Consider the following 13,163-nt stretch of genomic DNA (forward strand, 5'->3'; position numbering starts at 1 on the left):
TACGCCCTCCGCCGCCTCACCCCCATGCCGACGATCCTGCGCACTATCAGGGGGTCAATGTTGGGCGCTTATCGGGGTGAATATCCGGTGCCGATTGACACTTCAGCGCAACGTCGCATCACCGCGAGCCACTGCCCCGGGTTTTTGGATAGCGGCTGCTTTTTGAAGTCCCGCGCCTCACCATCCCAACTGAAGCGGTTGCGGTGACGTGCGGTCTTATCGGTGTCGCCACCGATAATCCGGCCGATGGCTCCGGATTTAGGACCCCGCTTCTCGGCTTCCTTAAGATAGGTTTCGATGCGTTGGGCGAGATGCTCAAATACATCTTCATCACCGCGCCCCATCTGTCGGAACTCGCGTTCTACGCGCTCCAGCTCGATTTCCTTGGCCGATCGGGGCGGCCTGACCTTCCAAGGCCCTTCCAAGACATTGTCGGTCATGCCTTCTGCCCCTTCAATAGCGCCGCATGCGGCGCTTGTAGTGGCGGCCCTTTTTTCCATAGGGCACTGCAACCGTCACAACAGCGCCGTCGTCGGCTTCAATAATCGTAAGGCGCTTCAATCGCTCCGCCTCCGCCGGTGGAATGCCGTCCGCCATGGCTTCGGCAAGAGCATGTCGAGAAAGGCGAGAGGCGTTGAGATCGCGGCCGACGGAAACGAACATGTCGGCATAGCGGATGGCCAAGGTCAGCCGGCATTTCGTGAATCCCCGCTGACTAGCGCGGACTTTCGCATGCTGGCTGATTTCAAAATGATCGAGTTTGTCATTCATCGCACCGCTCCTGCAGCTTGTGATTGCAGGGTTATCATGCGCCAGCGGTCCCGTAATTCCAGAAATAGGACTATTTTGGGTATATATTGTGGAACATTCTTGGGTACTTGCGAACCCGTCGGAACGGATCAGCTTGGGTAGCGTGCCCACGGCGCCCGTCATGTCGAATTTTACGCTGTTGCGACCTCCACATTCCAAGGATCAGCTGGTGGGACAATCATCATCGGCTTTCATTGGCGAGACGATGCATTTCTTCAACCAGGCGGGCAAATCGGCTGGCATCATGGCCTGGCAAATGTTGGGCGAACTCGATGGCAAGTGCATCATAATACCAAAGGGTGCCTTCCCGCCCTCCGTTGAATCGAGACCAAAGCTTTTGGCCATGCACCATCAGATCGGCAAGAATGGCGCCAGCATTATGGGTCTTATCCGCCAAGCTAATGAGAAGGGCGTCTTTTGGTTTCCGGGCAATGCTAGCGATGTAGGCCTCTTTACGCGGTCGCCAGTCCGGTTTGGGATCTTCGTGCGCGTCGGTACAGTGTTCCACGAGCCCAGCAACTCGTTCGCCATATCGAGCGCGGATCGCTTCGAGCTGGGGAAGGCCGCCTTGGTCCTCTACTGCGTCATGCAATAATGCGGCGATCGCCTGATCTTCATCTGCGCCAAATTCTAGCGCAAGCGAGGCGACGCCGAGCAAGTGAGACACATAGGGAATGTCTGTCCCCTTGCGTGGCTGCGTTCGGTGTAATCGGCTGGCATAACTGAGTGCGTCATCGAAACGATCAGTTAATATCGTCATGACGTCCTAGTCCCTTCCCGTTTGTTAAGGTCAATCATAATTGAATAAGTCGTGTCAAAGGAAGTATTATTGAAAATATTTATTCTTTTAGCAATGCATAATATTAACAATTGGATATGTGATAAAAGAAATTTCTTCATGTAATATTTATCTTTATGGCTATATCCAGTCTATTCTGTCCGAACGGCCGCCAAAATAGGATATCTCACCGCTATCGTCGACCTGGATCACGATCGGCGCGGCCAGGAAGACCGGTAGATCTTCGTCGTTGTTGCGCAGCGCCCAGTTCATGAGCTGGGAAAGAGCATCAGCCTGATCGTCATGCCGGCCATTCGGAAAGGCGAGAAGCTCCTTGATGAATTCATGCTTCCAGTCAGCCTCTTCGGGGAGAAACAGCTGCCCGGCCTCAATCTGCCCGCAGGCGCCGGCGAGGCGAGAATATTTGTCACCTTCGGGCCTGCGGGCGATGGGCAAGGGAACGCCGCGGGGCTGCTCGCTTCGCAGGGTCTGAATGAGCTGCGTGCCGGACGCCTGGTCCTCGATGAGGATGTTATGCGCGCCATGTTCCCTGGCGAGGCGGATAGCGTGGCGCTTGAGCTCGGGGAAAGCGAGCTTCTGGCGGAATATGTGGAGGATACGGATCTCACTGCGAAGGACATGGGCGGTGATGCAGACAGAAAAGTCATTGTCCCGCCCTTCCTTGCTGGCGGTATCCCAGGATTGAACGACCTGCCCGCCCACATGGGGGAAGAAGGCCGCAGGATAGGTCCGCAGCCAGTCAACCTGCACTAGATTGCCGCTCGCCGGCACCGGATCCTGCTGATATTGCGCCATGAACGCTTGGCTGCCCATGAGCAGCTTCTGCGCTTCCAGGACCGCGAGCGATTCTCGGTCAGGATGGAGCACGTCGCCGACATGGCGAAGGTGCACCCGTCCGCGGGGCAGGGGAACGACCTGTTCCTCCGTAGCGATGGCAGGGAGCGAAAGCTGCGTCCATTCGCCCGATTCCAGAAGCATGCCGGCAAGATCATATTGATGCAGCCGTTGCATCACGGTGATGATCGCGCCGCTAGCCTTGTCGTTGAGACGGGAGGAGAGGGTGGATTTGAACCAATCGTTGACCGCGTTGCGGCTGGTGTCCGAATTGGCCTCCTCCGGCTTGATCGGATCGTCGATGATGATGATGTCACCGCCCCGGCCGGTAAGCGTGCCGGTGATCGACGTGGCGAGTCGGCCGCCACCCATGGTGGTTTCGAAATCCGTCGAGGCGGTGCGCTTGGCCGAGAGGATCGTTCGCGGGAACAGTTCTCGGTACCAGCCCTGCTGCATGATGGCGAGGCAGTCGCGGGCAAGCTTGGCCGCCAGATCGTTGGAGTAGCTTACACACACGAAATTCTGCCGCGGATCGCGGCCCAACTGCCAGGCCACCCACGCCACCGAGATCGCCAGTGATTTAAGGTTCCGCGGTGGCATGGTGATCAGAAGATGCCGGCAGTTGCGGCTGGTGACCTGATCCAGCGCATGCGCAATGGCGTCGAGATGCCAGTTCCAACTGAGGAGGTCACCTCCGCGAATAGCGGGATAGGCCTTGCGCAGAAATACGCCGAAATCTCTCCCCATCAGCGCCTTAAGCAAGGCGTCTGGATTGTCGATACCGGCGCTGTCAGCCATCGCGTTCACGGACATTATGCCGCAGAAAATCGTCCAAAATCGACTGGTCTTGCGCCGAGAGCGCCCTACGTTCAGTGCCGCGGTCTTCGCTGCCCAATATCTGGATGATCATGGGGAGCAAGATCTGCGCTGCTTTGAGGTCACCGGTGGCCGCTCGAGTGGCGAGGGTCTTAATCATGAGCCGCTGCTTGCTCGCGGTAACGGGCGTGCGGTTGATGTGGATGGTGTGGCGGCTCTTAAGCTCTTCTTCTAGGTCGGTCTTGAGACCGCGTGCGCCCTTAGGTCGACCTTTGCGGTTGCCCGATGAGCCTGGCTTGAACTGACTGTGTTTGGGCGGCTTGCCATAGCCGACCTCATAATCGCGATCCTCAGCCATGCTTCATCTCCTGGCTGCGCTGTGCGGCGACATCTTCAAAGGAAATGCCATGAGCGTTGATTGCGGTAAGGCCGCTAGCGGCAATCAGGCGGCGGACTGCCACATCAACATAGAGCGGATCGAGCTCGATCGCGGCACCGCGGCGACCGGTTTTGAGAGCGGCGAGCAGCGTCGTCCCCGATCCGCTGAAAGGATCCAAAATGAGATCTCCCCGGTGCGAGCAATCGAGGATGGCGTCCGCGACCAGGGCGGAGGGCTTTACGGTCGGGTGATCGGAAAGATCACGAGCCCGGCCCTTGCGAAAGCTATTGGCGCCTGCATATTCCCAAACATTGGTGCGATATCGTCCCGTCCCGCCCAATCCGAAATTGTTGATGTGGCGACCCGGTCCGGCTTTGAAGGCAAAGATAAGCTCGTGACGGCTGCGGTAGAAGGTGCCCATGCCTCCATTGTTCTTGACCCAAGTGATAAGCTGCTTGAGCTCGGCATAGACGCCTTCGGCGGCGTCCTGGATCTCGCGCATGTGCCGCCAATCCATACAATGAAAATGAATCGATGCGGGTGCGGAGAAGCGCACACAGTTGCGGAAAACTGCTCGAAGAAAGGCGGTCATCTCGGCTGGGCTCTGCTCGCCCGAGCCCATCGCGAACTCGCGGTGCCGGCCACGCCCCGCCACATTGCCATCGATCTGCACATTATAGGGCGGATCGGAGAAGATCATGGCCGCTGACTCAGCGCCGAGCAGCCGCTCATAGCTTTCTGCTGCCCGTGCATCGCCGCATAGAAGCTGGAGCGGGCCGATGCTCCACAGATCGCCGGGTTGGCTGACCGCCTGGTCGGTCGGATCAGGAAGCTCTACGGCTTCCTCCTCCGCTTCATCCGCACTGACCGAAAAATCCAAGTCGCTGGTGCTGAAACCGGTGATGTCGAGATTATAGCCACCATCAAATAGGGCATTGAGCTCTGCCTTGAGCAGATCGTCATCCCAGCCCCCGAGTTCCGAAATCCTGTTTTCTGCCAGCGCGAATGCGCGGCGATCGAGATCCGTCAAGAACTCGGCACGAATGACCGGGATCTCTTCTATGTTCGCGCGACCCGCCGCGAGCCAACGGCCATGGCCTGCGACAATGCGGTTTTGTCCGTCAGCGATGACCGGCACCAGAAAGCCGAACCGGCAAATACTAGCCTCGATTTTGCCCAACTGCTGCTCGTCATGCTTGCGCGCATGGCCCGGTGTCGGCCGCAGCAGGTCGCGGCGGACCATCTCGATATGAGGGTGGTTGGAAAACGGCGTTTGCATGTCTGCTCCCCCCTTGAAGGAGCAGATCAGTTATCCCCCATTCTGAAGGCCGTTAAGGACAATAAATCGGCGACGCCCACCCAAGCTGTTCAAATCGCAGTCCGGCTTGCAATTTTATTTCCCCGGTCGCGCCGTCCGCCGTTGCCCCATAAAAAGGGAAGTAATCTAAAAAATTCATTCTCTTACCGGCGTAATGGCGACGTGCCTTCCGAACGATATTCACGACCGTGGTTACCGACACGTTCGGCTCCATGTGCCGCACCCAGGTCAGCAGTAGCTCGCCAGCCTCATTGCTAGCCTGCGGGTCATAGATGCTATTCTTTTCTCGCTGCATCATCACCGGCTTGCCCAGAAACTCCTGGATCAACGCCATGAGACCTTCAACGTGATGTGTAAGGATTGGATCTCCGGGACGGCCCTGTGGCGTTTTCAGCACGGCCAGCGCTTCGCGTACGCCTGCTTCGGTGTCTTTATCCGTGACAACCGCGTCCGGGACACTGGTTCGTTTTCGGGCAGCGATCTTAGAGAAATGCGCCACCGCCATTTCGACTTCGGGATGCTGCCGTATTTCGACGCTATCGGATCGACATTGGTCACCCAAACCCTCCTTTAGGCGGCTCAGGGATTGGTTGAAGTTAGTCGGATGACCCAGTGTTTCCCGCCAGAATGCGTTACTTTCCAATGCATAATCAACGCGGCGGCGAAATTCGCTTATAAGCTCTTCCTGCCGCTTGGGGTCGGTGACGACATTGGGATGGTTGCTGACCCCGAGAGCATCGTTTGAACGTGCGCGTGACATGAATCGTCCCCTTGGCAACGGAACCTATCACGACCGGTAGAGGCGATAAATTGGGCACAACCGATCGGCAGCGTATCGGCTGCATTTCGGTGAATATAGAGATGTGCGCCAGCCCACCGCCGACCGGCGCACATCTCCTACAAGAACCGTTGGGGTTCTTGGGTGGGCTTCATGCGGGATCGCCGCCATTCCCACCTCCGCACTCGATCCGCCTCACAGTGCGGCGTCTCCTGCGGTCCCCGCGCTCATTGGGTCCGGGTCCCCATCACGCCGCCTTTTGGATCTCGGCGATCTTCTGGAATTCTTGCAGTAGATCGGTGTGGAACTGAGCCAGATGCCTCACAATCCGGGCATTTTCGAGCAAGTTCCCGATGTAAGCGGAGGCCAGAACCAAATCGAGATGGTCGGCCCCATAGTTCTGCTCAATGAGCTTGAAATCCCGGTCGAGCCGCGCGGATTCCTCCGTCATGATGTCGATTTGTTGAGCCGTGAGGCCCCTGACAGCTGGTTTCCTGCCTTCCACAAGCTGATCGGCAGGTGTCGCTGCAACGATGGATTTGACGTAGCCTGTCGAATACCGATTCATGGCCACCATCATCTCGGCCGCGGCGATTTGCCGCAGCGGCTTGAGCCGGCGCAGTTCGGTGAAAGCGTTGAGCGGCACATGCTTGTCGCTGAGTAATTTTGCGACCTCCGGGCAGATGCCTGAGAGCAGATTGCGCTTCTTGCGGATCAAGTCGATGTTGACGTTCAATGCCCGGGCCAAACGCTCTTCCGAAACGCCGCGTTTGATTGCTCCCAATATCATTCGGTGTTCTTGAATGGTGGCAAGTCGACTTAGGCGCCGGTTATAGGTGAAGGCTTCGTCTTCCGTTGCTACAAGGCATACGACTTCCGCCGCGCCTTGTGCGATCAGAATGTCCAGGCGCAGATGCCCGTCAAGCAAGCGGAACCGATTGGGCGCGCCGGAATCTCGGATTACCACCGGCGGCTCAATGATACCGACTTCACTTATCGAGGCTGCAATCTGTCCGTATTTGACGGACTTGCGGACGTCGGTTCGGATTTCCCGCATCGGCATGATGTCCAATATTGGAATGCGAAGGGTCGCGTCCTCGAAGATCCGGGAAACGGAAGGCTGCGGCGCTTGTGTCATCGCTATCCTTCCTCCTGTGGCCGCAGTCGTTCTGCCAGGTTTTGTGGCATGGTCGCGAGGTCTTCATCCTCCAACAAGATAACAAACCGGTCATCCCTTCTGAGCCTGCGCAAAGCCTCAACGATGACCAAAAGGCGATCGCGCGTGGCATTCGCCCGCTTGATCAGCGACCGCTTTCGTTCGGCTTCTTCTCGGTATGCGCGGACCAAACTGTCGGCCGATACGCGCTCATGAACGCCCATATCTGATGGCTTCAAGCCTTTGCCGCGCCGGCGGCGATTTTCGACTATCTTGCGCGCCATGAGCAGCTTTCGGCCCTTGAGAAGGCCTCGTTCATAGGCACGCGCCAGCGCGGCCTGGACTTCATGATCTTCGACCTCGGATATCTCGATCGCCACGCTCAAAGGGATAATGCCACTTTCGACGGAACGAAGGAGGCGTTGTTCGCCATTTCCGATTAGTCTCGCAACCCCGGACACATACTCCATAGTCAGGCCCGTCTTGCGGGCGATTTCCGCCGATGAATAGCCGCGCTCCTCCATACCCCGGATGTCGTAGAGGAGGTCGAGTGCGCTGTGTTTGCGGCGGGCACAATTCTCGACTAGGCTCGCTACCAAGCAGTCTTCAGGATCAGCCGTGACGACGAGGGCCGGGACTTCCGTTTGCCCTAGAGCGGCATAGGCTTCCAGACGCCCTTGTCCGCATACAAGATCATAATAGGGCCCGCCCGCCTCCACCCGCCGTGTGACCGTGATCGGTTTTTTGAGGCCGATGCGAGCGATGTTGTCCGTAATCTCTTTGAAGCTCTTTTTATTCCGCGCGCGTGGGTTGACGACCGTCACGCGATCGATCGGGATCATTTCGACCTTTTGGGCTGGTAACGCTGTCATCAAGCTGCCTCCCTGAAACGAGTGCGAGCTGCCAAGCGGTAGAAGGGGATCAAACTGTCGAATCGGTAGGCGTCCAACGACAGCCCATTATATTCTGCCAGCCGTAACACTGCCTCACGCATGTCGAGGCGAGGGAGCAGATAATAGTCGGTGGGTTGCTCGTTCGCAGCATTCATCCGAATGGCGACGGTGATGTCAGGTTTGAGCCTGGTGTCGAGCCGGAGTTTCCAACGCATGGTGCCGGCAGCGGTCTGGAAGCAGCGCACGATCACCAATGAGGCCGTGAACTCCCGGTTTATCGTGAGCAAGTCGGTCTCGGCATCCAGATCGACCGACCCTCCGCCGTGGCGGATGCCGTCCAGCACCGACTGAATGATGCTCGGGTACATTGTCCGCAATTGGCGGTTGGTTTCGAGATAGCGATAGTCATGATCAGGGGCGAAGCCGACCAGGGCATAGGCTCTCAGCAGACTTCCGAATCGCGATCGGTACGAGCTGCTGGATGGGCACCCTTCGGCCTCATCAATGATGAGCCCAGATAAATAACCGTTTCGACCCAGGATCCCCGCCAGCAGCGCCAGCATCTCGTCATCCGACATTTTGGCGCTGCGCTGCTGAATGATCGCTTGCGCAACTTTGAACAGCTCGGGTGCCACGATGCTCGAAAAGGCACCGTCGGCCCTGATCCATTCGGCGGGATCGTTGCGCACATGCGCTCCCTTGAGCTTGCACGAGGTTCGGGCCCAGACGCTATTGCCGATATATTTTTCGTTGATGAGGAGCTGATGGACCGACCCTCGGGTCCAAGGACGGCCGAGATCTGTCGCTACCCCTCGTGCGTTCAGCGTTTCTGCGATCTCCTGTTCGCTCTGCCCGAGTTCCACGAACAGGCCATAGACCTCTTGGACAACCTGTATTTCGGCCTCCGGGCCAGGCACCAATATCACCCTGTCAGTCGCGATGCTCTTGTGCTCACCGGGGTTGAGGACGCCCTTCTCCTCGCCCATCTGGTCGACAAGCATGCGTCTGAGGCCGAAGCCAGCGGCGCCGCCCTGCCGAAACCCGAGGCGAATCAGGTTCGCTTGGCCGGCAAACACCTTGACCGATAGCTCGCGGCTATATTCACCAGCCATGGCCCGCTTGACGGTTTTGATTATGGACGACCCGATGCTGCCGTCATTTTCAAATTGCTCTGCGCAATAGTGCACCTGCACGCCTGCCCGTCGGCAGCGTAACTCATAGAGCGCGGCTTCGTCGGTATCCTGAAAGCGGCCTAATCGGCTGACGTCATAGACGAGCAGGGCTCCGAAATCGGCGCGGCCGCTTTCCACGTCATCAAGCAGCCGCTGCAGACCGGGCCTTCCTCCGAGATCGAGGCCGCTTTTGCCTTCGTCAGCATAGGTGCGGACAATGTCGTAGCCGCGCTGCTCAGCATAGCGACGGATCGCTTCGGATTGATTGTCCGTCGAGTATTGCTGGTGCTCGGTCGACATGCGGACATATTGCGCCGCCCGCAACCTGGGCGGCTCTTCGGGATCCTTTGGCCCTTCCGTCTCCAACCATCTTATGACCATCGCCGCCTCGGTGGGCGCTTTGCAGGTAAACTGCTGCCTCAGCTTCCATCTACAGCATCAGGGGCCGAAGCATGGTTTCTAAAAACGGAAGTCAACTTCGGGATTCACGGTTTGTCCTGTCGGATTCGGATTTAGCGAGGCAAATTGGTGCGGCGCTTCGGGAAGAACTGGGGGCGACTCGACGAGCGACGAAGACGGTGATGCGATGGACGGGCGTCAGCGATACGACCGCGAGAGCATGGCTGCAGGGCAGAGCCAGCCCGAGCGGCATACACCTGGTCGCTCTTGCAGCTCATTCTGATCCGGTGATGATCGTTTTGCTTCGCCTGACGGGGCACGGCGACCTAGAGTTGGGATTACGCCTGCGCGAGATCGAAGTGGGCTTGGTCCAGCTGCTGGCCCTTGTGCGAGAAACGCAATCTCGCGAATGATCGAATTGACCGGCCTCGGGCCGGGCTCTTGCGGGTGGGGAGGGCGACAACAGATGGAACGTACAGCATGCACCGAGGCCGCAGATCTCGGCGACAAGCCAACGGTGTCGATCGCCACGTGGAACGTGGAATGGCGTAGGTCCGGGTCTGCCGATGCTAATCTGATCCGTGAGCGACTTTCGTCCGTTGATCCTGCCATCCTGTGCATCACGGAAGGCTACACCGACTTCTTTGGCGGTTCGGGGCATATGATTTCCGGTGGGGAGGATTGGGGATACCCATTGGTGCCCGACCGCCGGAAAGTCATGCTCTGGAGTGCCGAGCCTTGGCGAGATGTTGATATGCTGGGATCAGTTGATATGCCGGGCGGCCGCTATGTTGCCGCAACAACTGAGACGGTGCTGGGGCCGCTCCGGGTCATAGGCGTGTGCATTCCTTGGGCGGGCGCTCATGTGGCCGGCGGCCGCCGGGATCGGACTCAATGGCAAGATCACCGCGACTACCTGGAAGCTCTCGGCGGAATTATTCGTGCGAATGCAATGCGGACGGTTGTGCTGGGCGACTTCAATCAAGCTCACCCTAGAAGGCGACAGCCAAAGGCGGTCCATGATCTTCTCTCGCGTAGCGTGCTCGAAAGGATGTCCCTTGCTACGGGCGGCCGAATCGACGGCGGCGATGTTCAAGCCATCGACCATATCGCGCACAGCCATGACCTCGAATCCGGCGCGCCGGCTATGCTGTCCAATGTAGGGTCAGGCGGGAAACTAATCAGCGATCATTTCGGCGTTGCGGTTCGACTGACGCAAAATTCGGCGATCGTCTAGACGCCCGGTGATCACAAGCCAAAATCGCTGGCCGTGAGGGCTTTCATGCCGAGTAGCTGGATCTGGAAATCAGCAGTCCCGTCCCCATTCACATCGCCTTGGACAAGGGTTATGCCATTTCCGCTGTCCTGGTGCCAGGTGATCGAATTCGCGAGCACGGCTGTTGTTTGCGCTGCAACGAACTTGAAGGCTTGATCCCCTTTCACGCCAGCGTTTGCATCGAGAAGACGGAGATCGATCACATCGGCACCAGGAGCGAAATCCTGGATGATGTCGCGCGCGGTGCCGATGCCCAAGTCCGCGAGCAACTGGAAGATGAACTTGTCGTTTCCAGCGCCGCCGAGGAGCGTGTCCGTGCCTGGACCGCCGATGAGGTCGTCATTCCCGATGCCGCCGTCTAGTCGATCGCTACCTTTTTCCCCATTCAAGGTGTCGTTGCCGTCGCCACCGAACAGCTTGTCGTCGCCGTCTCCAGCATTCAGAACGTCGTTGCCTCCTAACCCGTTGATAGTTTCATGAGCCGATGTGCCGTTGATCGTGTTTTTGGCGCTCGTACCGTTGATGATCTCGTTGGCGCCGTTGATGGTGAACGAGATCTGCTTGCTGGTGTTGTCGACCGCTGTGACAGTGAAGGTTTCCGTTTTGATCATCCCGTCACCGAGGTATTGAATTGCAGCGTTGGGCACCGAGTAGGTGTAGGTGCCATTCGCGTTAAGCACGAGGGAGCCGAGGTTTCCGGGGGCAGATGTCACTGCCGTCTTGAATGCCGCCTCGCCGGCGTCCGGATCGCTGATGGATAGGATGCCGCTGGCGATCAAGTTGCCCCCCGAGACACTCACGTCCTCTGTTATCGCTGCTGCGGTCGGGTTTCCGATTATAGCGGCATCTTGAACGGGATCGACTACGAGCTTGAAAATGGTCGAAGCCGAAAGCGAGCCGTCGCTTGCGGATACCTTGATATAGTAAGAGCCGTTGAAATTAAGCGGTGGCGTCCCTGAAAAAGCTTGGGTTGCCGCGTTGAAGGCGAGCCAAGCGGGCTGCATCGGCAAGGCTATGCCATTGCTATCAACAGCGAGCGCAGAATAGGTTAGGGGGTTGCCGTCAGGATCAGTGAATGTGTTAGCGGGAACCGAGAAACTCCAGCTGCTGTCTTCATTCAAGTGCTGCTCGATGATCAGGTTGGTAACGACTGGCGCGCTATTCACGTCGGCGATGGTTTGGCCGCTGCTGATGAAAGTGGTGGTGCCGCCCAGCGTATCGGTGGTGGTCGCGACCACCCGGACCTGCCGACCAACAAAGCTCTGGTCGTCCGGAATACTCAATGTCGCTGAAATAGCTGCACCGATGTCGGTCCACGCTCCGCCGATGAGCATTTGCCACCGATAGGCGGTGCCGGTTGCGCCGTCGGGATCAATGACGTTGGTGAGTGCGGCAGTTAGCATGCCGCCTTTCCGCGCGCTGCCAGATACGTCTAGCGTGCCAGTTGCCGCATCATCGACATTAGCGACAATCTGGCCACTGCTGATGAAAGCGGTGGTGCCGCCTAGCGCATCGGTCGTCGTTGCTACGACCCTAATCTGCTGGCCGACGTAGCTTTGGTCGCTTGGAATAGTGAGGCTAGCCGAGGCTGCACCGCTGATGTCGGTCCAGGTGCCGGCAGTGAACATCTGCCACCGATAGTCGGTGCTCGTTAGGCCGTCGGGATCGATGACGTTTGTGAGCGCGGCGGTCAGGGTGCCGCTCTCCTCAAAAGTGCCGGTGACATTCAGTGTGCCGCTGGCGGCGTCATCGACGTTGGTGACGGTCTGACCGTTGCTAGCAAAAGTGGTGGTGCCGCCCAGCGCGTCGGTGGTGGTTGCGACAACCCGGACCTGCTTGCCCACGTAGCTTTGGTCTGATGGTATGTTAAGGACTGCGGTGCTTGCGTTGGCTATGTGGGCCCACGTGTTGCCGATAAGAACCTCCCACTGGTAGCCGATCGTGGTAGGTCCATCCGCATCCACGACGTTAGTCAAACTGGCCGACAGGGTGCCGGACTGGATCGCTACTCCGGTGACATCCAGTGTGCCGACCGCCGGGTCATCCACATTGGATATCGTTTTGGTAAAGCTAATGAAGTCTCTGCTTACGCCCAGGCCATCGGTTGAAGTCGCGCGGACCCGAATTGTCTGTCCGACGAAGCTTTGGTCGTCAGGCACATTGAAGGAGCTGTCGTCCGCGCCCGGAATATCAATCCACGATCCCGCCACCAGCTGCTGCCACTGGTAAGATGTGCTAACCGCATTGTTCATTGTGAGTGTGGCGGTCAGGCTGCCGCCTTCAGCGGCATTCCCGGACAAAACGAGTGTCCCATCATCCGCGTAGCTTCCGCTGCTATCTTGGATGATTTCGACGGAGCTTTGGGCGAAGATGGCGTTGCGCTGTGCGGTGGAGAAGGTGAAGCCCTGGGCGATGAGGGTGTCGTTGCCGCTACCGCCCAGAATATGCTGGGCGCTGCTAAGGTCTGCGACGGTGAAGACGGTACCTGCCGCGTTGGTGGACTGTAGATTGGCGCCCACAAACATGTGGGTCA

Annotated in this window: 13 protein-coding genes; 2 read left to right on the forward strand and 11 right to left on the reverse strand. The window is 58.2% G+C overall.

The window, feature by feature from the left end; all coding sequences use genetic code 11:
- Positions 1-68: 68 nt before the first annotated feature.
- From ACFO3E_RS15235 to ACFO3E_RS15280, 10 genes are all read right to left on the reverse strand, one after another.
- A complete protein-coding gene (locus ACFO3E_RS15235; RefSeq protein ID WP_380805816.1) occupies positions 69-440 on the reverse strand; it encodes a hypothetical protein in 372 nt (123 codons plus the stop codon).
- A gap of 13 nt (positions 441-453) precedes the next feature.
- Positions 454-933, reverse strand: a complete 480-nt coding sequence (locus ACFO3E_RS15240) for a hypothetical protein (RefSeq protein WP_380805819.1) — start codon at positions 931-933, stop codon at positions 454-456.
- Between the two features lie 58 nt (positions 934-991).
- The gene (locus tag ACFO3E_RS15245; protein ID WP_380805821.1) at positions 992-1,570 is read right to left on the reverse strand and encodes an HD domain-containing protein; all 579 of its coding nucleotides are present in this window, start codon (positions 1,568-1,570) and stop codon (positions 992-994) included.
- A 159-nt stretch (positions 1,571-1,729) separates the two neighbouring features.
- Positions 1,730-3,241 (reverse strand): phage terminase large subunit, encoded by a 1,512-nt coding sequence (gene terL, locus ACFO3E_RS15250; protein WP_380805824.1) that lies wholly within the window; start codon positions 3,239-3,241, stop codon positions 1,730-1,732.
- Positions 3,234-3,617 (reverse strand): DUF5681 domain-containing protein, encoded by a 384-nt coding sequence (locus ACFO3E_RS15255; protein WP_380805826.1) that lies wholly within the window; start codon positions 3,615-3,617, stop codon positions 3,234-3,236. Before ACFO3E_RS15255 ends, terL begins: the two co-directional genes overlap by 8 nt.
- On the reverse strand, positions 3,610-4,917 hold the full coding sequence (locus ACFO3E_RS15260) for a site-specific DNA-methyltransferase (protein WP_380805828.1): 1,308 nt from the start codon (positions 4,915-4,917) through the stop codon (positions 3,610-3,612). The genes ACFO3E_RS15255 and ACFO3E_RS15260 overlap by 8 nt, the downstream gene beginning before the upstream one ends.
- Positions 4,918-4,969: 52 nt before the next feature.
- The gene (locus ACFO3E_RS15265) at positions 4,970-5,716 is read right to left on the reverse strand and encodes a hypothetical protein (protein WP_380805830.1); all 747 of its coding nucleotides are present in this window, start codon (positions 5,714-5,716) and stop codon (positions 4,970-4,972) included.
- A 265-nt stretch (positions 5,717-5,981) separates the two neighbouring features.
- Positions 5,982-6,872: a plasmid partitioning protein RepB C-terminal domain-containing protein gene (locus tag ACFO3E_RS15270; protein ID WP_380805832.1), complete on the reverse strand. Its 891-nt coding sequence runs from the start codon at positions 6,870-6,872 to the stop codon at positions 5,982-5,984.
- Positions 6,873-6,874: 2 nt separating this feature from the next.
- Positions 6,875-7,762, reverse strand: coding sequence for a plasmid partitioning protein RepB C-terminal domain-containing protein (locus tag ACFO3E_RS15275; RefSeq protein WP_380805834.1), 888 nt, complete (start codon positions 7,760-7,762; stop codon positions 6,875-6,877).
- The gene (locus tag ACFO3E_RS15280) at positions 7,762-9,336 is read right to left on the reverse strand and encodes a recombinase family protein (RefSeq protein WP_380805836.1); all 1,575 of its coding nucleotides are present in this window, start codon (positions 9,334-9,336) and stop codon (positions 7,762-7,764) included. The genes ACFO3E_RS15275 and ACFO3E_RS15280 overlap by 1 nt, the downstream gene beginning before the upstream one ends.
- A gap of 71 nt (positions 9,337-9,407) precedes the next feature.
- On the opposite strand from ACFO3E_RS15280, the gene ACFO3E_RS15285 reads away from it, so the two are divergent.
- Together ACFO3E_RS15285 and ACFO3E_RS15290 are read left to right on the forward strand one after the other, a co-directional pair.
- Entirely contained in the window at positions 9,408-9,767 is a 360-nt protein-coding gene (locus tag ACFO3E_RS15285) for a hypothetical protein (protein WP_380805839.1), read from the forward strand.
- Positions 9,768-9,820: 53 nt separating this feature from the next.
- Positions 9,821-10,591: an endonuclease/exonuclease/phosphatase family protein gene (locus tag ACFO3E_RS15290; RefSeq protein WP_380805841.1), complete on the forward strand. Its 771-nt coding sequence runs from the start codon at positions 9,821-9,823 to the stop codon at positions 10,589-10,591.
- A gap of 11 nt (positions 10,592-10,602) precedes the next feature.
- On the opposite strand, the gene ACFO3E_RS15295 is transcribed toward ACFO3E_RS15290, so the two are convergent.
- A partial coding sequence (locus ACFO3E_RS15295) for a VCBS domain-containing protein (protein WP_380805844.1) occupies positions 10,603-13,163 on the reverse strand: 2,561 nt, incomplete at its 5' end.

It is taken from the genome of Sphingobium tyrosinilyticum, assembly GCF_042654265.1.
GTDB lineage: Bacteria > Pseudomonadota > Alphaproteobacteria > Sphingomonadales > Sphingomonadaceae > Sphingobium > Sphingobium tyrosinilyticum.